29 protein-coding genes are annotated in these 19,095 nt (G+C 30.7%); 20 read left to right on the top strand and 9 right to left on the bottom strand.

Annotation, left to right across the window (positions count from 1 at the left end; genetic code table 11):
• Positions 1–140 precede the first annotated feature (140 nt).
• Entirely contained in the window at positions 141–2,039 is a 1,899-nt protein-coding gene (locus CLCOS_RS18635; RefSeq protein WP_063601191.1) for a glutamine synthetase, read from the bottom strand.
• A gap of 341 nt (positions 2,040–2,380) precedes the next feature.
• On the opposite strand from CLCOS_RS18635, the gene murI reads away from it, so the two are divergent.
• Positions 2,381–3,166 (top strand): glutamate racemase, encoded by a 786-nt coding sequence (gene murI / locus CLCOS_RS18630; protein ID WP_013240765.1) that lies wholly within the window; start codon positions 2,381–2,383, stop codon positions 3,164–3,166.
• Positions 3,167–3,253: 87 nt separating this feature from the next.
• A complete protein-coding gene (locus tag CLCOS_RS18625; protein WP_063601190.1) occupies positions 3,254–3,922 on the top strand; it encodes a S24 family peptidase in 669 nt (222 codons plus the stop codon).
• 103 nt (positions 3,923–4,025) lie between these two features.
• Here the strand turns inward: CLCOS_RS18625 and CLCOS_RS18620 are convergent, their stop codons facing one another.
• Positions 4,026–4,925, bottom strand: a complete 900-nt coding sequence (locus tag CLCOS_RS18620) for a radical SAM protein (RefSeq protein ID WP_063601189.1) — start codon at positions 4,923–4,925, stop codon at positions 4,026–4,028.
• A 78-nt stretch (positions 4,926–5,003) separates the two neighbouring features.
• On the bottom strand, positions 5,004–6,053 hold the full coding sequence (locus CLCOS_RS18615) for a YkvI family membrane protein (protein WP_013240762.1): 1,050 nt from the start codon (positions 6,051–6,053) through the stop codon (positions 5,004–5,006).
• Positions 6,054–6,468: 415 nt separating this feature from the next.
• Between CLCOS_RS18615 and CLCOS_RS18610 the strand changes: the two genes are divergently transcribed.
• The 3 genes from CLCOS_RS18610 (at position 6,469) to CLCOS_RS18600 (ending at position 9,612) form a co-directional block, all read left to right on the top strand.
• On the top strand, positions 6,469–7,572 hold the full coding sequence (locus tag CLCOS_RS18610; protein WP_013240761.1) for a hypothetical protein: 1,104 nt from the start codon (positions 6,469–6,471) through the stop codon (positions 7,570–7,572).
• Between the two features lie 59 nt (positions 7,573–7,631).
• Complete coding sequence (locus CLCOS_RS18605) at positions 7,632–8,564, top strand: TIGR01212 family radical SAM protein (RefSeq protein ID WP_063601188.1); 933 nt, start codon at positions 7,632–7,634, stop codon at positions 8,562–8,564.
• 337 nt (positions 8,565–8,901) lie between these two features.
• A complete protein-coding gene (locus CLCOS_RS18600) occupies positions 8,902–9,612 on the top strand; it encodes a 2-phosphosulfolactate phosphatase family protein (protein ID WP_063601187.1) in 711 nt (236 codons plus the stop codon).
• 38 nt (positions 9,613–9,650) lie between these two features.
• On the opposite strand, the gene CLCOS_RS18595 is transcribed toward CLCOS_RS18600, so the two are convergent.
• From CLCOS_RS18595 to CLCOS_RS18570, 5 genes are all read right to left on the bottom strand, one after another.
• Positions 9,651–10,049 (bottom strand): hypothetical protein, encoded by a 399-nt coding sequence (locus CLCOS_RS18595; RefSeq protein ID WP_013240758.1) that lies wholly within the window; start codon positions 10,047–10,049, stop codon positions 9,651–9,653.
• Positions 10,050–10,113: 64 nt separating this feature from the next.
• Complete coding sequence (locus tag CLCOS_RS18590) at positions 10,114–10,767, bottom strand: HAD family hydrolase (RefSeq protein ID WP_063601186.1); 654 nt, start codon at positions 10,765–10,767, stop codon at positions 10,114–10,116.
• A gap of 392 nt (positions 10,768–11,159) precedes the next feature.
• A complete protein-coding gene (locus tag CLCOS_RS18580) occupies positions 11,160–12,302 on the bottom strand; it encodes a tyrosine-type recombinase/integrase (RefSeq protein WP_192847902.1) in 1,143 nt (380 codons plus the stop codon).
• A gap of 19 nt (positions 12,303–12,321) precedes the next feature.
• Positions 12,322–12,765: an ImmA/IrrE family metallo-endopeptidase gene (locus tag CLCOS_RS18575; RefSeq protein WP_063601184.1), complete on the bottom strand. Its 444-nt coding sequence runs from the start codon at positions 12,763–12,765 to the stop codon at positions 12,322–12,324.
• A 21-nt stretch (positions 12,766–12,786) separates the two neighbouring features.
• Positions 12,787–13,176 (bottom strand): helix-turn-helix domain-containing protein, encoded by a 390-nt coding sequence (locus tag CLCOS_RS18570; RefSeq protein ID WP_063601183.1) that lies wholly within the window; start codon positions 13,174–13,176, stop codon positions 12,787–12,789.
• Positions 13,177–13,357: 181 nt separating this feature from the next.
• On the opposite strand from CLCOS_RS18570, the gene CLCOS_RS18565 reads away from it, so the two are divergent.
• A complete protein-coding gene (locus CLCOS_RS18565; protein WP_063601182.1) occupies positions 13,358–13,591 on the top strand; it encodes a helix-turn-helix domain-containing protein in 234 nt (77 codons plus the stop codon).
• A gap of 92 nt (positions 13,592–13,683) precedes the next feature.
• Complete coding sequence (locus tag CLCOS_RS18560) at positions 13,684–13,917, top strand: hypothetical protein (RefSeq protein ID WP_063601181.1); 234 nt, start codon at positions 13,684–13,686, stop codon at positions 13,915–13,917.
• Between the two features lie 4 nt (positions 13,918–13,921).
• Here the strand turns inward: CLCOS_RS18560 and CLCOS_RS22580 are convergent, their stop codons facing one another.
• Positions 13,922–14,092 carry a hypothetical protein gene (locus tag CLCOS_RS22580; RefSeq protein WP_156496375.1) on the bottom strand — a complete coding sequence of 57 codons (171 nt, stop codon included), beginning with the start codon at positions 14,090–14,092 and terminating at the stop codon, positions 13,922–13,924.
• An 82-nt stretch (positions 14,093–14,174) separates the two neighbouring features.
• Here CLCOS_RS22580 and CLCOS_RS18555 point away from each other — a divergent pair, with 82 nt between their 5' ends.
• The 13 genes from CLCOS_RS18555 to CLCOS_RS18500 form a co-directional block, all read left to right on the top strand.
• Complete coding sequence (locus CLCOS_RS18555) at positions 14,175–15,095, top strand: hypothetical protein (RefSeq protein WP_063601180.1); 921 nt, start codon at positions 14,175–14,177, stop codon at positions 15,093–15,095.
• A complete protein-coding gene (locus CLCOS_RS18550) occupies positions 15,096–15,509 on the top strand; it encodes a hypothetical protein (protein WP_063601179.1) in 414 nt (137 codons plus the stop codon).
• Positions 15,502–15,693 (top strand): hypothetical protein, encoded by a 192-nt coding sequence (locus CLCOS_RS18545; RefSeq protein ID WP_063601178.1) that lies wholly within the window; start codon positions 15,502–15,504, stop codon positions 15,691–15,693. The genes CLCOS_RS18550 and CLCOS_RS18545 overlap by 8 nt, the downstream gene beginning before the upstream one ends.
• On the top strand, positions 15,690–15,953 hold the full coding sequence (locus CLCOS_RS18540) for a hypothetical protein (RefSeq protein ID WP_063601177.1): 264 nt from the start codon (positions 15,690–15,692) through the stop codon (positions 15,951–15,953). Before CLCOS_RS18545 ends, CLCOS_RS18540 begins: the two co-directional genes overlap by 4 nt.
• A complete protein-coding gene (locus CLCOS_RS18535) occupies positions 15,947–16,135 on the top strand; it encodes a hypothetical protein (RefSeq protein WP_063601176.1) in 189 nt (62 codons plus the stop codon). The genes CLCOS_RS18540 and CLCOS_RS18535 overlap by 7 nt, the downstream gene beginning before the upstream one ends.
• Positions 16,132–16,296: a hypothetical protein gene (locus CLCOS_RS22575; protein WP_156496374.1), complete on the top strand. Its 165-nt coding sequence runs from the start codon at positions 16,132–16,134 to the stop codon at positions 16,294–16,296. The genes CLCOS_RS18535 and CLCOS_RS22575 overlap by 4 nt, the downstream gene beginning before the upstream one ends.
• A 63-nt stretch (positions 16,297–16,359) precedes the next feature.
• Positions 16,360–16,860, top strand: a complete 501-nt coding sequence (locus CLCOS_RS18530; protein WP_063601175.1) for a helix-turn-helix domain-containing protein — start codon at positions 16,360–16,362, stop codon at positions 16,858–16,860.
• 41 nt (positions 16,861–16,901) lie between these two features.
• Positions 16,902–17,135, top strand: coding sequence for a hypothetical protein (locus CLCOS_RS18525; protein WP_063601174.1), 234 nt, complete (start codon positions 16,902–16,904; stop codon positions 17,133–17,135).
• Positions 17,101–17,316, top strand: a complete 216-nt coding sequence (locus CLCOS_RS18520) for a hypothetical protein (protein WP_063601173.1) — start codon at positions 17,101–17,103, stop codon at positions 17,314–17,316. The genes CLCOS_RS18525 and CLCOS_RS18520 overlap by 35 nt, the downstream gene beginning before the upstream one ends.
• 7 nt (positions 17,317–17,323) lie before the next feature.
• Positions 17,324–17,530 (top strand): hypothetical protein, encoded by a 207-nt coding sequence (locus CLCOS_RS18515; protein WP_063601172.1) that lies wholly within the window; start codon positions 17,324–17,326, stop codon positions 17,528–17,530.
• 10 nt (positions 17,531–17,540) lie between these two features.
• Positions 17,541–18,338 carry a RecT family recombinase gene (locus tag CLCOS_RS18510; RefSeq protein ID WP_063601171.1) on the top strand — a complete coding sequence of 266 codons (798 nt, stop codon included), beginning with the start codon at positions 17,541–17,543 and terminating at the stop codon, positions 18,336–18,338.
• Positions 18,339–18,575 carry a hypothetical protein gene (locus CLCOS_RS18505; RefSeq protein ID WP_063601170.1) on the top strand — a complete coding sequence of 79 codons (237 nt, stop codon included), beginning with the start codon at positions 18,339–18,341 and terminating at the stop codon, positions 18,573–18,575.
• Between the two features lie 24 nt (positions 18,576–18,599).
• A partial coding sequence (locus CLCOS_RS18500; protein WP_193756609.1) for a PD-(D/E)XK nuclease-like domain-containing protein occupies positions 18,600–19,095 on the top strand: 496 nt, incomplete at its 3' end.

Genomic DNA, 19,095 nt, shown 5'->3' with positions numbered 1-19,095 from the left:
TGGGAGATAACAGTAGCTACGCCCCTAGATAATTCATCTAAACTTAGTGAGAGAAATAAAACTCTAAAGAGAAAGTGACTATCATCAAATCAAAGATTTGGTCATAGTCACTTTTCCCACTAAGTAAGATTCATTGATATTTAGATATCTAATAAATTTTTCTTATAACTTGAGTATAAATCTTTGAGTTCAGCAATTTTATTTTCAGCTTCTACTTGAAGTTTAGATACTTCTTCGTAATCTCCAGCTTCTGATGCAAGTTTTATTCTAGTAAATAAGCTTTTATTAGAATATGAATCTTTCATTAAGTAATATCTTAAGTCATTTATTTTTTGCCAATTAGCTACATCTAGATCTAAAGCTTTATCTATGGAATGTAACATCTTACAATCTCTTATTTCATTGGAGTAATCATTTAATATTCTATGATTTAGTTCTATTAGCCATCTAGTTGTAGCTCCTAATCTAAAGCTGTTTATTAATTTCTCATCTAATACACCTTCTGCAGTTAGGACAGCTTTTTTCTCTGGGTATTTATCGAGAGCGCTGAGATTTTCATATACAGTTGCAGGGGCTGTACCAAATAATCTTACCCTTTCTTCATCAGTAAAGGATTCAAATACATTTTCCTCACTTCTATATGCTCTTCCTTTTTCTAAATAATCTGCATCATCTTCAGCTTTCTTGGAAAGTTCCTTTAATAAGTCATCTTCTGTTTTTTCATTTGTAACTGCATATTTTATTCCGTCCATCATAGCTAAATATAATGTAGTTACAGCTAAATAGGTGTTTGTGTGAGGATTTGGAGCTCTTAATTCAAATCTTGTAGCTAAAGGATTTGCAGAATCTCTTATAACTCCTATAAGTACAGTTCTGTTTCTTGAAGGAATCTCTGCAGAGTGACCTAGAGAAGTTACTATACATATAGGTGCTTCAAATCCAGGTTTTAATCTTCTGAGGGAATCAGTAGTGTTAGAAACAAAAGGATTTATAACTTCGTAGTTTTTAAGTATTCCCATTACAGAAGCATATCCAAAAATACTTAAGAAGTGTTCTTTAGTAGAAGAAAATAGATTTATAACTTTACCATTTTTAAGCTGTAATGCTATTCCTATATGGGTATGTTCTCCACTGCCAGCTACTCCTTCAATAGGCTTAGCAAGGAAAGTAACATCTAATCCATTGCTTCTAAAAGTTTCTTCAACTATATTTTTTACAAGTAATTCATTATCTGCTGCTTGAACAGCAGTACAGTATTTCCAGTCTATTTCTAATTGTTCCATTACATGATTGAAGTTTCCTGATTTATCTACTTTAGCCTTTACACCGCCTACTTCTTTATGTCCCATTTCAGGCTTTAAACCGTATAAGTTCATATTTAACAGAGTTTTCTCTAAGGCTGTTTTTACTATACCTTTTGTTCTAGTCCAATACTGTTCTTGAAGTTCCTGAGATGTGAATAATTCTTCAGTGTGTGCTTTATCGTTAGGTGTCATTACCCAAAATTCTAGTTCTGTAGCACAAGTAGCAATTACATCATCTATATCCTCATATTTTATTCCGAAAGATGATATGGTACTAGGGTATTTTTTAAATAAGTCTAAGAGATTTGATTTGAAATGTTCTACACAATTTTTTAGAGCGTATCTAGAATCTACTGCTTTGTTTTCATGATATAGGAAACAAGGAATTCTCAGTGTTCCAACAGGCTTATTTGTTTCAAGGTCAACATTTTCGTCATTGTATTCTACATACCAATTTACATCAAGATCGGGCAACATATCTACTTTTGCATTGTTTAGAGTTGCTATTCCTGGAAGAACTACAGATGAACCATCAGTTTGAATTGCTCCATTTAAAAAGCCATTTATATCTTTCAAAAAGACCTCAATAGGGATTTTCTCATCAGTGTTGTTACCAGAAAGATCTATACCTATAAGGGACACAAATTTTATTTCTGAATGTGCAGTTAGCATTTTCTTTAAATTTTCCTCTGAGTGCGTTTCTTTAGGCACTACATACACTAGATCTTTTAACATAATTCCATTCCTCCTATAAATAATTAGAAGAGTATCTCATTTTTAATACTCTAATATTTTTACACCTAATAAATTGCTACTTTCGTTATTTTAATAACTGAATTTTATATATCTATGATTTTATAATTAATATTGATATATGTCAATAGAATTTTGAAGGAATTTATAATTGTAATTGCAATATTAATAAGAAAGCAAGAAATTTATAACATACTTATGTTGTAGATTTAAACGATTAATTATACTCATAATTTAGTTTTTTAGATTTTTTTTGTATAGTTTAAATGTATAATATATAATGAACATAGAAAGTTTTTTGATTAGAATAATGAGGTGATAGAGTGGATTTAGAAGATAGACCTATTGGTTTTTTTGATTCTGGAATAGGTGGAATAAGTGTTTTAAAAGAAGCAGTTAAAATCTTATCAAATGAAGATTTTGTGTATTTTGGAGATTCTAAAATGGCTCCTTATGGGGTAAAAACTGCAGAAGAGGTAAAAAGACTTACTTTTAATGCAGTAGAGCTTCTATTAACAAAGAACATAAAGGCGTTGGTTGTGGCTTGTAATACTGCAACTAGTGCAGCAATAATAGATTTGAGAAAAAAATATAGCAAATCTATGCCTATTATAGGCATAGAACCAGCTTTAAAACCTGCAGTAGAATTTAATAGAAAAGGTAAAATAGTAATAATGGCAACTACTATGACCCTTTCAGAAAGAAAGTTTAGTAATCTTATGAAAAAGTATGAAAGTAGATCATCGATACAACCACTGCCATGTCCTGGTTTAGTAGAACTTATTGAACAGGGTAAGACAGAAGGAGAGGAAGTAGAAGGCTATTTAAAAGAAAAGCTAAATTCACTAAAAGATGAAGGAATTGCAGCAGTGGTATTAGGATGTACTCATTACCCGTTTGTAAAGAAAAGCATACGTAAAATTTTAAATGAGGACATCCCTATAATAGATGGAAGCAAGGGTACTGTAGAGCAACTTAAAAGACAGCTTGTTAAATATCATATAAAAAATAATAAGAATAAAGCAGGAAAAGTGACAATATTTAATTCTATGGACAGTGAATTTATAATACAATTGAGTTATAAACTTTTAAAAGAGGGAAGTATATAGAAAGTTTAAAGTTCAAATATCAAAGTTCAAATAATAATTCAAAATTAGAAAGATACTATTCAAAATCTATTAAATTAGGAGGAGAAAATGAATAGAGTAGGACAAAAAATAAAATTAGCAAGAACTGAAATGGGTATTAGTCAAAAACAGTTAGCTAAAAAACTGGGAGTTTCAGAGAAATTTATAAATGAAGCGGAATCTGGAAAGAGAATAGTAAATCAAAATATAATTGATAAACTTTCCAAAATATTAGGTAAAAGTATAAATGATATAACCATGTCTTTTGAAGAGGAAGTATATAAGGAAGATAGAACTCCAAAATCTTCTCCAATAACTAAGAAGGAAAAAGTGCAGGACGTTTGGAGTGAAGCTTTTGGATCTGTTTTAAAAAAGGTACCTATTTATAAATATGATATGAGAACAGTAGTAGGATTTAGACAGCTTCCGTTGATTGATAATAAAATAGAAGGATATGCTCAGGATAAAGTGATGTATGTGCAAGTAGAAAGTGATGATATGGAAGTATTTAGAATACAAAGGGGAGATTTAGTTTTTGTACATAGTACAGGAGAAATTTATAATAATTCCATATATCTAGTAGAGTATAGCGGAAAAAGGGAATTGAGACAGATAAAGAAATTGGATAGTAATAAGGTGCTTCTTATTAGCAGCAGAAGTGGTATAAGAACAGAAACTATTGAGATTAAAAGTTTAAAGATAATTGCTAAATTGGATAGACTTGAAATAAAACTTTAACTTGGAATTAAAGATGAATATTTAGGATGCAGCTAGGTAAATACAAAATATAATGAAATTGGCTAGGATAGGAACAGAGATTCTATTCTGGCCAATTTCTAATTTAAATTCCTTCTAAGTTGAAGTTAGGTACAAAACTTTTAGAAGAACTTGTACTCTCTTGAATAAATGCATTTTTTATCCCTAGAGATAGACAATAATTTATAAATGAATCATAGTGCTTTGGGCTTAAAGGCCTATTTATTTCAGGAAACTTATAAGAATTATACATAGGTGTATACTGATTCATTATGCTTATGTAAACTGAATCTCCAAAGGTATTGTATATATAATCTATTATTTTCTTTGAGTCAAATAATAAACCGGGCAGCATGAGGTGCCGTATTATAACGCCTTTTGTTACCATGCCGTTTTTATCAAATTTTATAGCGCCTACTTGGTTAAACATTTCTTCTATGGCTTTTGAAGCATAGCTAAAGTAGCCGGGGGCATGGGAATACTTAACTGCATATTTGTTGTTAAAATATTTTAAATCAGGAAGATACACATCTATATATCCTTTTAGGTCTTTTAAAGTAGCTGCATTTATATAGCTATTAGTATTGAATAATACTGGTAGATGAAGCCCCTTTGATTTAGCTGTATCCAGGGCTTCAATTATTTGTGGAATGTAATGGGTTGGAGTAACTAAATTTATGTTGTGGGCATTTCTATCCTGTTGTTCTAGAAAAATTTCACTAAGTCTTTTTATGGATACTTCTTTTCCTATGTTTTCAGCACTTATAGTGTGATTCTGACAAAAAACACATCTTAGATTACAATTAGAAAAAAATACAGTTCCTGAACCATTAATACCAGAAATGCAGGGCTCTTCCCACTTGTGTAAGGATACTTTGGCTATTTTTACATTTTTGCCAGCATTACAAAAGCCAGTTGAGCCTTTTAATCTGTTTGCTTTGCAGGATCTAGGACATAAGATGCAATTTTCCAAATAGTTTTGCATAAAAGCACTTCCTTTAAAGTTTAGATAATTAAAAATCAATATGAGTATAGCTTTTTAATTATAACATAAAGGAGAAATTCATTTATTATAATTTCTAAGATAAAAAACAATACATTGTACTATAAATATAAGACTTACTAAACCAAAAGCAGGATATAAAAATGAAATTAGTTTTACAAAACCAATTTGGGATACAGGAATTGTAATTAATATTATTATAATTACTGAGCTTTTATAGGGTATATTAAATACTTCTTCAAAATTCTTTCCTACACTATATATATTAGATACCTCTGTAGAAAACATCTCCAACCAAATTATAGCAAGCAGTACTATTTCTAATATTTTTCCAAAACGATTAGCTATGTATAGGAGAGGAATTTCATATTTGAATATATAGGGTATATTCAAAATTAGCATGAAGTTTATTATAAAAACCAATATTGTAAGGATTAGGGAGCCTATAATAGAACCTGCAATAAGACTTTTCTTTTTGTTTATGGAAAGACTTAAAGGTACTAAAACGCCGCTGCAAGATAACATATTAAAGCCGGAGTATATTAATGAAGAGAAAAGCCAGCTTCTTTTACAGCAATTTATGTTTTTTAAGCTAGATACATTTAAGTTTTTATAAAAAGCTAAATACAATATAAACAAGGTTACTATTACTAGTATAAGTGAAGGAACTATGACTGAATTTATTTCAAGCAGACCTTTAGTATCTCTAAATAGTATAATTATAGCTATAAATATCATAAATATTATACCTATCCACCGTGATACCCTAAAGTATTGATGAATTAGGGCACCACTTCCAGCAAGTATTATAGCTGATCCACCAATTAAGAAAAAAGTAGTTAAGGAATTGGTAACTATACCCAAAAACCCAGGGCTTACTAGGGATATGAGGCCGTCATAAGAGTTTAACTTATATTTTTTACTTATGTTAATTATTATAATTGACATTATTATGTATACAATACAGCAGATCAATATACCTATGAAGCTTTTGTAACCATATTGGGTAAAAAATTGGCTTATCTCTTGTCCTGATGCTAAGCCAGCACCAACTATTGTACCTATAAATACAGCGGCTACTTGGAAAATCAAAATAATCTCTTTACTCAAAAATATACCTCCAGTAATATAATTTTTAATTTTACTTATGTCCACTTTTCCGAAAAGGCAGCCATCGGATAAACAGAGTTCTTGGCATCAGATGGAGTTTTGACTCCAACTGATGTTTAGAAATCGTTATCCAGGGACGTAGCTGCTTTTTACTCCAACTTGAAGAAGTGGGAGTATTAGAGCAGGTAGTCATCGGATAAATATGTCCTATATATAAATATATAAATAACATATAAAAATAATGAATTATAAATTAAAATTTTATTTACGGGAAAAATAAAGTTTAAGTGAATTAGTTAAGACATTTGAAAGAAAATAGGCTGGCATGATAACTAGTTATTTCTTTCAAAATTACTTAACTTAATAGAAGGAGGTGAATTTCTACTGCAGAGTAAAAACTGAGAGTAGGAAATATATGAGAAAAAGAAGTATAATTTGTACCTTAGTACTTATAATTTTTTCTTGTAGTTTAATATGCGGATGCAATTTAAATAAAAAAGAAGATACTAAAGAATCAAATGAAAGTTTTGATATGAAAGCAGCAGGCAATACGGTAGATACTTATATGAAATATCTCATGAAAAGTGATGTTGAGAATATTAAAAAATTATATTCCAAAGAACTCTTAAAAAGTCCCATAAAGAGTGAAAATCAAAATCTAAAAATTGTTGGATATAGTTTAAGTGACAGCAGTGAAATTGGAAAGTCGGGTCAATTTAAGGTAAAGGTGGCAAGAGTAGATTTAAGCAAACCTTTTGCAGTGTTAGATGAATATTCTATAAAAGTAGTAAAGGAAGGTAATGACTATAAGATTGATAAGACTAGTGATGTTGTCGATAGGGAAGCATTTATTGAAAAAGATAAAATAAAAATGAGAAATAAAAATGATGTAAAGACAAATGTAGTAATAGATATAACAAATGTACCTAATTATGTATTCCCAAAAGATGATAAGGTAAATATAGATAAGGCTGCTGTACCAAAAAACAACTTTGGCATAATTGATTTTTCCTATACAGGAGATAACATGGCAATGGTTACTTATAACAAAGATTCATATATAGGTGTAATAAAAATAGATGAAAGCATGTCAGCACAATCCCAAGATTCTGACGGACAACAGGGTGATGGCGGTGATAGTAAGGATGGAGGAGAAGGCGGTAAAAAGGGTGAAGTCGAGAAAACAGTAGGTAAAAATATAACTACTTTAGATCTTCTAAAGGGTTCTAAAGTAGAATTTGTAACATTTTCTCAAGATGAGAAGTTTGTCATGGCACAATATACAAATGCAAATATAGGGCATTGTATAAGACTATATAAGGCAAATTCAGGAGATATAGTGGATTACAAGTTTGAAGAAAAATTTCCTCTTGATAAAGTGGATGTAGTTTTTTCCTCTTTTGATGAAGATATATTAAACTTTGATGTTACACCAAAAAATAATAGTAGTGAATCGCTTTCTAAACTAACTGGTAAGTGGAAGTTAAGCTTAAAGAATTTTAAAGCAGTGAAAATGTAATATTGTGATATAATGACAATGTATTATTTATTGGGAGATTGAGAGGATGAAGGGTTAGAATGCTGTGGGGAGACAAAACATACTATAGTTTGAATTATTATTTGAGGAGAAAATTTGGATGTAAAGTATTTAAGATATCTTTGGATGGTGGATTTTCTTGTCCTAATAGAGACGGTACTATAAGTACAGGCGGATGCATATTTTGCAGTGAAAAAGGATCTGGGGATTTTGCAGGAAATAGGAATGTATCTATATCAAATCAGTTTCAGGGTATAAAGCAAATGATGAATAAGAAGTGGAAAGATGGAAAGTATATAGCCTATTTTCAAGCATATACAAATACTTATGCTCCTGTAGAAATACTAAAGCAGAAGTATGAGGAAGCTATAAATCAAGAAGGTGTAGTTGGTCTTGCAATAGCTACTAGACCTGATTGCCTTGGAGATGATGTGTTGGAATTACTTGAGAAATTTAATAATAAAATTTATACTTGGGTAGAGCTTGGCCTGCAAAGTTCCGATGATTTTACAGCAGAAAAGATAAACAGGGGATATAAATTAGAAACTTTTGAAAGATCCGTAAAAAATTTAAGAAAAATAGGAATTGAAGTGGTAGTTCATTTAATAATGGGACTGCCCTATGAAAATAAAGACATTATGATGAATACAGTAAAATATGTATCAACTCAGGATATACAGGGAGTAAAGTTCCATTTGCTTCACTTAATGGAACATACTCCTCTTGTAAAATTGTATAACGAAGGACAGTTGAAGTTTATGAGTCAAGAAGATTATGTAGATGTAATATGCTCAGCACTGTCAAATACCCGACCAGATATTGTAATTCACAGGTTAACTGGAGATGCGCCTAGAAGTTTACTTATAGGACCCAAATGGAGTCTTAAAAAGTGGGAAGTTTTAAATGACATAGATAAAACTATGAAGGATAGGAACATCTATCAGGGAATATATTGTGGAAGTAATAAGAAGTAATTAATTACTCAACTTATACAGTTTAAAATATTGCGAAGTAAAGCTTGGCAAGTTAAGAATTGATAATGAAGAATTGATAATGAAGAATTAATAGTGAAGGATGATTTTTAGCTTTCGCAAAAAATTTTTAAGTTTATATAAGTCAGTGCTTAGTAATGTTTTGCTTTAGCAAAACGAGTCTTCAAAAATTTAATTAAAGATTTTTTGTAGTGTAACGGAAAAAAATCCACATTAACTATTAATTATTCATTCTTAACTATTAACTAAAAAAATTTTGTATGCGCGAAAGTTGAGATATAAATAATGTGTGATTATTTTTAGAGGAGGAAATTAAAAATTGAAAATAGATGTAATAATATCAGCAGATGATATAAAAGACGAGAAAATTGCGGACAAGTCTGTGGTAATAGTGGACATGCTTAGGGCAACTTCAGTAATTACCACTGCTATGGACAATGGATGTAAGGCAGTGATACCTGTTCTAACTGTAGAAGAAGCTCTAGAAATAGCAGGGAGAGATAGGAAAAAATATATACTTGGAGGGGAGAGAAATGCCTTAAAAATACCAGAATTTGATTGCTCAAATTCTCCACTTGAGTATACTAGAGAAGTTGTAAAAGATAAAATTCTTATAATGACTACAACTAATGGAACTAGAGCAATAAAAAGAAGTGCTGCAGCAAAAAATATGCTAATAGGAGCCCTTATAAATGGAGCTAAAGTGGCAGATAAGCTAGTAAACTTAAGAAATGATGTAACGATAGTTAATTCTGGAACAAGCGGACAATTTTCCATGGACGATTTTATATGCAGCGGATATATAATAAAGTGCATATTGGAAAAGACAGAGGTGGAACTTACAGATATATCCAAAACCGCATTATATGTTTATGAAAAGAATCCAGATATTGTAGGATTTATACAAAATGCATCTCACTACAAAAGGATACAACAGCTAGATTTGTATGATGATTTAAAATACTGCTGCAAGAAAGATATAATAAAAGGTGTTCCCGAATATTTAGATGGAGTTATTAAATTATTATAGAAATGTTAAAAAGCCCTAGTTTTAAGTAACAAAGGGCTTTATTCAATTATCCTTATATAATTAGATTTTATCCATCCTTTAGAATTCAGCCTGTTGTCCCCAGGCAAAAAAACTTCATACCAAAGTTGACTTTGAATTTGAGCACTATCTTGAATTTTTAAAGAAGTATTTTCTTTTAAAGTATTAACTATGCTGGAGTTTGAAATAGGTGAAAGATGAAGAGTTCCACTTATAGTAACTACTGCATTTAAAAATTGAGGAGTGACGTATTTAATGTCTATTTTCTTGGGAGTTTGTTTTGATAATTTTGATTTCAAATCATCATTTTCATACTTTAAAGAAAGTATTTGTCTTCTCTGAACTGAGACCTTATCGTTAAATTTGTATAGAATAACAGCATTTCCTGCTATAATTAGAAGGAATAAAAAAGCTAGCATTTCAAATCTCCTCATTTAAGTACTTTTATATTAGTATATTCAATAAGGTGCTTAAAAATGAAAATTATATTGCTTCTATTAATTCGGTATAATTAGATATATGCATGTCCGAATAGTTTATTATTTCATTCCACTGGTACTCAGAATATAGGTCATGTACACCTATTACAGTCATACCTGCTGATTTTGCACCTTTAACGGCACACAGCACATCTTCAAAAACTACACAATCCTTTGAATTTAAATTTAGCTTTTGTGCAGCACAAATATATATATCAGGGAAAGCTTTACTTTTTGAAACTTCATCGCCTGTAATTATTGAGTCAAATAAGTCATATATTTTATTCTTTTTGAGACATACGTTTGTTATTTCTCTATAATTGCTTGTAGCTAAAGCTATTTTAATACCTTTTTTCTTTAATAAAAGCAAAAACTCTTTAGCTCTTGGTTTAAGTGAGATATTATGAGAATATTCATAAATGGCCATATCATACCATTCTTTTTGAATTTCTTCTATACTATCAAGAATATTAAATTTGTTTTTAAAATACTCCGCAGTTTCATAAAAGCTCATATGTTCTATATCACTTTTTAAGCTTGGAGGAACAGTTAGCTTTTTTCTTGCCAAATACTTTTCATCAATGTTTTCCCACATCCACATTGAGTCAATAAGAGTGCCATCCATATCAAAAATAGCGCCTTTAATGTTTTTAAGCATTTATATATCACCTCATTTTAAGTATAACATCAAAATGATTTTAGATAAATGTTCTGGTATATTCCAATTAATTGAATTAACAGTTAAAAGCTCCAGCCTAAAATTAAGCTGGAGCTTCTTATTTTCATAAACTTTATATAAATTTGAGAAAAGGTGGGTATTTTTTAAATTCTTCTATTAATAGAACCATCTTAACCTACCTATATCAATGGTCGGAGTGACAGGATTTGAACCTGCGACCTCTTGCTCCCGAAGCAAGATATTTCATGGTAAGTAAATTTCTCAATACAAGTAAAAACGTTCTGGTTAAAGGAATTATAGGTTAAATGCATTTTCTTAAAATATGCAATGATTTATATACTTTTTCAAAAAAGGTGGGTAAAAGGTGGGTATTATTTTGCTCTTCTAAATGGTATTATTTTTCCTGTATTTTTTATTTTCTCTTCCTTGATTTTATCCATCTCTTTATCAACAGTATTAAAAACATTGTCAATTTGTTCTATATTTTTCTTAGTATTGTCATTTAGCATATTACCATAAATATCAAGTGTTGTAGTGGATTCTGAATGTCCTAAAATATTTTGCAAATCCTTTAATGATAAGTTCCCCCTAGTTAAGTATACAAAGGTATGTCTAAAACAATGAGGAGAAGCTTTTATTCCAGCTTTAACGGAAAAACGTCTTATAAGTGTGTAATAAGAATCAGGGCGGATCATTTTACCAGATTCACTCGGGAATATCAAAGCCTTACCTTTTAAATCTTCATTATATAAAATTGGGTTGAATTCTTTTTTTAGCATGTCTTTTTGCTCGTTTAAAAACTGAATTGCATTTTCAGAAAGGGGAACATAATGTATTTTACTGCTTTTAGTGTCTCCTAACCCTGTTACACTATTAGATTTATTTATACTTATTCTTTTATTTTGCCAATCAATATCGGACCATTTCAAAGCGAGCAGTTCACCACGCCTTAAACCAGTAACTAAAGCAAATTTTACTGACCATAGCCAACGACTATTTTCCATGGCCTTAAATAATTTTTGCAATTCCTCTATAGTAAGGGTCTTACGAGGTTTGGCTTGCTTTATAGGTATTTCAATGCTTTTTACTGGATTTTCTGCAATGATTTTTTCTTCAAATGCTTTAGAAAATGCTATATTCATAATTTTTCTTGCATGTTTCATTGTCCAAGTGCTTAATTTTTTTTCATTCATTTTAGCTATAACTGATTGTATATCATATGTTTTTATGGTTGATAGTTTTCTATTACCAAGAACTGTTTTTATATGAGTATTATAGATTATTCTGTATTGGTCATATGTAGCCTTTTTTTTAAGAGGCTTTATATATATTTCCAACCATCTTTGAAACCAATCGTCAACTTTATACTTATTTTTTATTATAGGGAGATCTGTTATTTTTTTAATTTTTTCTCTTAGTTCTTTCATAGTTTTTGCCGAGATATATCTTTCCTGACCATCAATCTTTTGACGCCATTCATAACGTCCATCTTTACGTTGTTTAAATGTTCCCATGCCATTTGGATTACGTTGTTTACTCATATATGCTTTCCCTCCTATATCTGTAGTTTATAAGCTCTTTTGGGACGCTAAAACAAGAACTTAACTGGCTTACATTCATATTTTTATATTCACAATCTAATCTATTAGGTAGTAATAATTCAGCCGCAAATTTATCAGCTTGAATTTCATATTTAGTTTTAACTTGCAATTTATTTATCATAAAAAATCTAATAGATAAATCGGGGTGTATAACTGCGTGACCGAGCTCATGAGAGCATACATATTTAATTTCATTATTATTTAAATTATTATTTAAATGAACAATGCTATACCCATTAGCCGTTCTTTGAAAAAAACCTTTAATTTCATTACCTAAATCACTTTTCATAATTTTTATACCCAAAAAATCACATAATTCAAAAGGATTATTTGTTCCGTATGTTTTAATCAGTCTAGATACAATAGTTTTTATCATATAATCATCCCCTCAGATTAATCAATTATTCTCCTTTTCTTTCTTTTGCATTTGCTCTGCATATTGAATACCAAGTTGAATGGCATTTGCAAGAGCAATTTTAGATTCATCTGATAAAGCTTCTCCGTTTAACATTAAACCAGGTTGAGTCATAATTACCTTTATAGCTTCTTTAATATCTGTAATTTTAGACACTTTATTTTCTTCAGGGTCATTCCATCCCATTAAATAAGATGGAGATATTTTCAATATCTGAGCTAATTTTTCTATAGTACCAAGCTTTAAGTTTTTAATTTCTCCACTTTCATATCTTTGAACAGTAGCTTTTGAAACTCCTAAATATTCTCCAACTTCTTGAAGTGTCAATCCTAATTCTTCACGTCTATTTTTAATCTTTTCATTAATTTCCATCTTTCGCACCTCATATTATCTTACTATTTTTACATATATTATAACACAAATTACGTAATATGCAACGATAATATCAATTTTCATGTAAAAAGTTTCGCAATATGTATTGACATGAAAATAAGTCCATGCTATTATAAAAATAAAGTTACGTAATACGTTACAAGGAAATAGAGGTGATAAAATGTTTAGATCTAATTTATTAAAAGCACAAATGGCTCTTCATGGATATACTATTACAAAATTAGCTAGTGAAATTGGCATTACGCCTAAAACATTGTCAGTTAAGTTAAACCATTCTCCAGAAAAATTTACACAAAAGGAAATGGAATCTATAGTCAATGTCCTTAAAATTAAAAATCCAGCGCAAATTTTTTTTAGTCATGAGTTACGTGACACGCAACAAGAAGTAAGCTAATATCATTTCCAAAGCCTATCACATCACATCAAACATATTACATTTCAATAGTGCCGCAATGGCAATAAAAAAATAGAAAGGATGAAAATTAAATGGAAAATAATAAAAAAGTTGCCCCTGAAGGACAAGCTCAGGAGCAACAAAAATCAAAACGTAGTATCGAAGAACAAATTGCAATACAGACGTTTACTTTAATTTGTAACTATAAACTTTCAATTGCTGATGCAAAGAAAACTCTAGAGTATTGTAGCTCTTTAATTGACGCAAATACTGAAATAGTAATTCATGACAATAAAATGAAACTTGGTTTTTGGTTTTCAAAGTAACTTTTTATAAATCCAGTATTTGTACATTTTGGATTGGCTCTTTAGATGCATTTTCAAACTTTTTATATACTTCTTTATACTTTTTAACTAAATCTTCTGGAGAAAGATTTTTATTAAAATTATTTTGAAGATATATAACAGTTAAATCACGAGCAATGTCTTCAGTATCAGGCATGATTATCACCACCTTTCACAAAGTGATAATTCTACAAAATAGTACCAATACCTTTAGAAAAATATGTAAAGGAGTTGATAAGTTGCAAAAATTAAAAGTAAATGAGGAGTTTAAAGACCTCATTTCACCATTGACACCAGAGGAAAGAGAAGGACTTAAAAAGAGCCTATTGATGTTTGGATGCAGAGACAAAATTATAACTTGGAATGGCTTTATAATAGATGGTCACAACAGATATGAGTTATGTACTGAGAATGGAATTGAATATGAAACTTTTAGTATGGATTATGAGTTTGAGGATAAAGAAGAAGTCAAACAGTGGATCATTAAAAATCAATTTGCTAGAAGAAATATATCTGTTTATCAGAGGTCAGCGTTGGCTTTGAAACTTAAGGAAAGCATAGCTGAGAAAGCTAAAGAAAATCAAGGCATTAGAAGTGACTTAACTTCTGTCAGAAATATGACAAATGTTAAAAGCAATGAAGAATCAACTTTTAAAGAAATAGTTAGTGAGGAAAATAGCCCTAATAGCAAACCAGTAATAACAAGTATTGATACTAAAAAAGAATTAGCGAAAATAGCAGGAGTAAGCCATGATACCATACACAAAGTTGAGATCATAGAGCATGAAGCACCTTCAGTAATTAAGGATGCAGCTAAAGAAAATCATATAAGTGTAAATAAGGCTTATAACATTACAAAGGAAGTTAAGGACTTACAGGAAGATAAAAAGCAAGACAAAGCAACAGAGCTTTTAAATCAGCAGTATGACACTAAAGCCAAAGAGATAGACAGGCAAAAGAAAATTGCGGATAAAATAGCAGATGCTATATTTGGAATTCTAACTGTAGACATTGATGAGGAAAAAATAGGATATTACTTGGAATATTCTCCAAAGGAAAATATGGATAAGCATATTGCTAGATGTAATGAAGCAATAGAGAAATTGCAGGAGGTTAAATCAATTTTTCAAAATATGAAAAAAATCAAGGTGGTGAAATAAATGGCACTTGATAAAAGGATAAAAGAAAAAATCAATTCTATTATGGAGAGCAAACCTCATATAGGCATGGATGAACTCGTGGAAATAGTTAAAGAGTACGCACCAAAACCAGATACAGATAAGTTGATTAATCAGGAATACAGAAGGATGGCTCAAAGGATTATGTCTGGTTATAAAGACGAAAAGGGCGTAAGAGATTGCTTCTCCGTTAAAGCCGATAACGGCAATGAGTATGTAAATGTAAGTAGGACTACAGAAAAAGCAGACTTGCAAAAAGTCAGGCAGCAACTATCTAAGAAATATAGAGGTTTAAATAAATCTCTTAGAAAGATTGATGTGAGGGAACAAATTTTGGATGGGCAGTTATCTATGGACATTGAAGCAGATCAGAAAAGGAGGCAAATAAATGAATAGGGACAAGCCATGGTACAGGCAGCCAGTAGAAGGCAAAGAATTCAGGAAAGGTTTGAAGGAAACAAAGATTTTTAGATTATACATGCTGCTTGCAAGTTTAACAAAGGAAGAAAGGGAAGGACAGAAAGTTAGCACAAGGATTGCAGTAGTTAGAAGGGAGATTGAAAGGAGGAAAAAGAGTTGAATGAGAATTGGTATGCTTTAATAATAGCAAGCCAGTTTCCGGTTACTGTCGAGCAGGCATTTCAGATTTTAGACAGTGGAAAAAGGATTACAGGCAGAAAGGAAAAGTATGTAAAGCTAACTAATGAGGATCTTCTGGAAATGGAAAGATTAAGAGTTCAAGGCCTCACATATAGAGCTATTGGCGAAATGTATGGAATGAGTATGAACGCCACATTTAGGAGGTTAAAAGCTTTTAGAAAGAAGGTGAAATCATGTTAAAGCAATTATTTGAGGATGTAGGTATTGAAGTAACGGATCAGGAGTTTAAAGAAATTTTAAAAATGACTACAGATGATATAAGAGAGAACCGCATTAAATTTGATAAAAGGACAAACTTAAATGAAGTATCTCGTATAGCTCTAAGAGCTTATAAGGTAATAGAGAGGGTGATGATAAATTGATTTATTGTAAGGTTGGAAGATGTCCAAGGGGGTTAAAAGAAGCTTTATGTTGTATTTATTGTACAAAAAATAAAAATTGTCCTAATGCTTGTAAGAGCACAAATAGTGCCTGCAATCTTAGTTTTGAAGTAAAAAAAGAAAGCCCTTATCAAAAGGACTAAAATAAAAAAATTGTTAGTTCAATCTTAATATAGGATTGGAAATAAGTCAATGGAGGAATGAAAATGAAATTTTATGAAGACGAGATTTTAGAAAAAATAGGATACGATTTCTATTGCGATATTGCAATAAATATTGTTAATAAAAGAAAAGAGTTGGGGTTAACTCAAGAAGAATTAAGTAAAAAGACAGCAATAAAATTAAGTAGATTGCGTAAAATCGAGAATGTTCAATATCGTATAAAGCTTGATGAAATTGAACATTTGGCAAAAGCGTTAGATGTAACTGTTAATAATCTAATTAATTCAGAAATAGAAAGTCAAGCTGGTGACTGTTTGTATCTTGTGTATGTGGAGAATTGCGAAAACTTTCAGTTATACTCAAGAGCTAGTAATAAAAGAATGGCTTTTTTAAAACTTGAGAAAAAGCTAAATGACGAAGGGCATACATGGTTCAGTACTCCAAGAACTAGAGTTTTTGTTAAATTAGTTGGCGTACCTGTAGTTAAGCAAGAATTAGAGGATAAGTTACCTAGGTTTAAAGAAGACCAAGAGGTTGAAAAATAGAAGATTCAAAAAGTACTTAAAAATTAAATGGAGGAATGAAAGTGAAAAAATTAAATATAAAATCAGAAAATTGTTTGTTAGAGGTAAATGATTATGGTGCAAGCATAAACAGTATAGATCTAGGAAAACTTGTTAGGAATAACCTTCCTGAGCTAAAGAATTACAAAGACTATCCTGTAAAGTTAAATTTGTCAATAGAGTTTTTAGGTGATGAAAAGTTAGAAGTTACTCCTACAGGTTATGAAATACCCAAAGAAGCTGAAGAAAATAAGTAAGTCAGCAAATGAGATAAACAGACCATTTACAGCATTAGTGGCAACAATTAACAGTCAAATTCAAATGCTAAATGATATGGGTTACAAACTTTATGATGTTGAAAATCCTGAATATTATATCGGGAAGGTTGCTTATGATCCGCAGGATGATGAACTGAAATTTACTTGTAAGGAGGATTGATATAAGTATGGATGATTTGAAATTCAAGATAGTGGAAGTTAAGAAAAAGCCAGATGTAACAACAATAACTGCGGAATGTTTAAAAGATGGCGAAGGAGTAAAAGCAAATATACCCACTATGTTTATGATTGATAGAGATTTTGTAAAAATTGCGTTGAAACAAAGTTATTTAGAGCAGATTGGAAATTCAATAAAAGAAGGGGAAATAATTTAGGAGGGATAATATGTCAGATAAAAAAATGGTGGTTTTAAATGAAAGCCACACAATGTTAAATAAATTACTAGAGACTAAACAGGAGGCATTGCCAAAGGATTTCAACAAAGCAAGATTCTTGCAAAATTGCATGACGGTTTTACAGGACACCAAGGGAATTGAACAATGTCAGCCTATAACTGTAGCAAGGACAATGCTAAAGGGTGCATTTCTAGGGTTAGACTTCTTTAATAAGGAATGTTATGCAATACCATATAAAGATAATTTGCAATTTCAAACAGATTATAAGGGCGAAATTAAACTTGCTAAAAAGTATAGTTTTAATCCTATAAAGGACATATATGCCAAGATAGTAAGACAGGGTGATGATTTTCAAGAGGCTATTATTAATGGCCAACAAACCATAAACTTTACGCCAGTACCGTTTAATAATGGTGAGATTATAGGGGCATTTGCGGTATGCCTCTTCCAAGATGGCAGTATGTTATATGAAACCATGGCAAAACAAGAAATTGAAAACACAAGAAAAAATTTTTCAAAAGCTCCAAATAGCCCGGCATGGACAAAGACTCCGGGGGAAATGTACAAGAAAACCGTTCTCCGAAGGTTATGCAAATTAATTGAACTTGATTTTGACAGTGTTGAGTGTAAAAAAGTTTACAATGAAACTTCCGATTTTGAGTTCGAAAATCAACAACATGAGGTTTCAAACTTTGATAAAAAAGATATTGATGAAGATAAAATAGTTGAAGCTGATGTAGAGGTTCAAGATGATAATGAAAACAATGTTCCTGAGGACGGTGAGTAAATGGAGATTGCAGAAATAAAAAAGAGTAAAGAATGCAGTGAATGTTGGATATGCGGTTCAACTAAAAATGTAAAGATTCTTAGTATTAAAGCTAAAAAAAGAACGAATATTTCACTTAGCTTATGTGAAAAGTGTAGAGAAAAAATTTGTTTAACACTTGAAGATGAAGCTATAAAAGAGTACGAAGAAAGCGAACTAGCAAAAGAATTTGATTTACTAGGTCCAACTCTACACTAGAAAATTATAAAGGAAGTGAAGTAAATGGTAGTAACTAAAGAAAATTATTTTACACCAGAAAATGACAAAGAATATATGTCTGTAAGCTTGTTTAAATCTTTTAAGAAATGTGAAGCCAAAACAATGGCAAGACTTAACGGAGAATGGGAGGACGACAACAAAGACGCTCTTTTACTGGGTAGCTATGTTCACGCATGGTCAGAAGGTTCATTAGAAGAATTCAAGGTCCAGCATCCAGAAATGTATTCCACTAGGGGTAAAACCAAAGGGCAGCTAAAATCTACCTTCCAGATTGCAGACCGCATGATTGCCACTTTAAAGGATGATAAACTAGTCAAAGAAGCTAGAGAAGGTCAAAAAGAAGTTATCCAAACTGCGGAGCTGTTCGGTGTCCCATGGAAAGCCATGTTTGATATATATAACCCTCAGAAAAAAGTTATCGTGGATTTAAAGACTACAAGGAATATTCATTCAAAGTTTAATGGAAATGAGAATTTCATAACACACTATGACTATTTAT

It is taken from the genome of Clostridium coskatii, assembly GCF_001675205.1.
GTDB classification, from domain to species: Bacteria; Bacillota; Clostridia; order Clostridiales; family Clostridiaceae; genus Clostridium_B; species Clostridium_B ljungdahlii.
The sequence above is the reverse complement of the archived record's forward strand: the minus strand, read 5'-3'. Positions and strand labels throughout refer to the sequence as shown.